Source organism: Fulvivirga aurantia, from assembly GCF_009711475.1.
Classification (GTDB): Bacteria; Bacteroidota; Bacteroidia; order Cytophagales; family Cyclobacteriaceae; genus Fulvivirga; species Fulvivirga aurantia.
This window is the reverse complement of the sequence record NZ_SMMD01000032.1, coordinates 1-264: the sequence shown is the minus strand read 5'-3', so window position 1 is coordinate 264 and position 264 is coordinate 1. Positions and strand designations below refer to the sequence as shown.

1 pseudogene is annotated in these 264 nt (G+C 40.9%); it reads right to left on the bottom strand.

Annotated features, from left to right (window positions below):
• Positions 1-264 (bottom strand): annotated as a pseudogene (locus E1176_RS19965) (hypothetical protein); the annotation flags it as partial.

Here is a 264-nt window from a genome sequence, read left to right as displayed (position 1 = left end):
CTGATCAACGGCATGTTTGATTAAGCGGCTCACGCCAGAAAATGCTGCTACCGGACCTCTTAAATCGTGAGAGATAATGGAGAAAAACCGGTCTTTGGTTTGGTTGAGTGATTGTAATTGCAGCTTTTGTTCTTTCAGCTCTCTATTAATTCTATTTTTCTCCCGGTTGTTTCGATAAAGAAAAATCAATAATACACCTACAATTACCGCTCCTCCGGTTACGGTATAAATGATAATTTGCTGCGTGCGCTTTTCAGCGGTTAG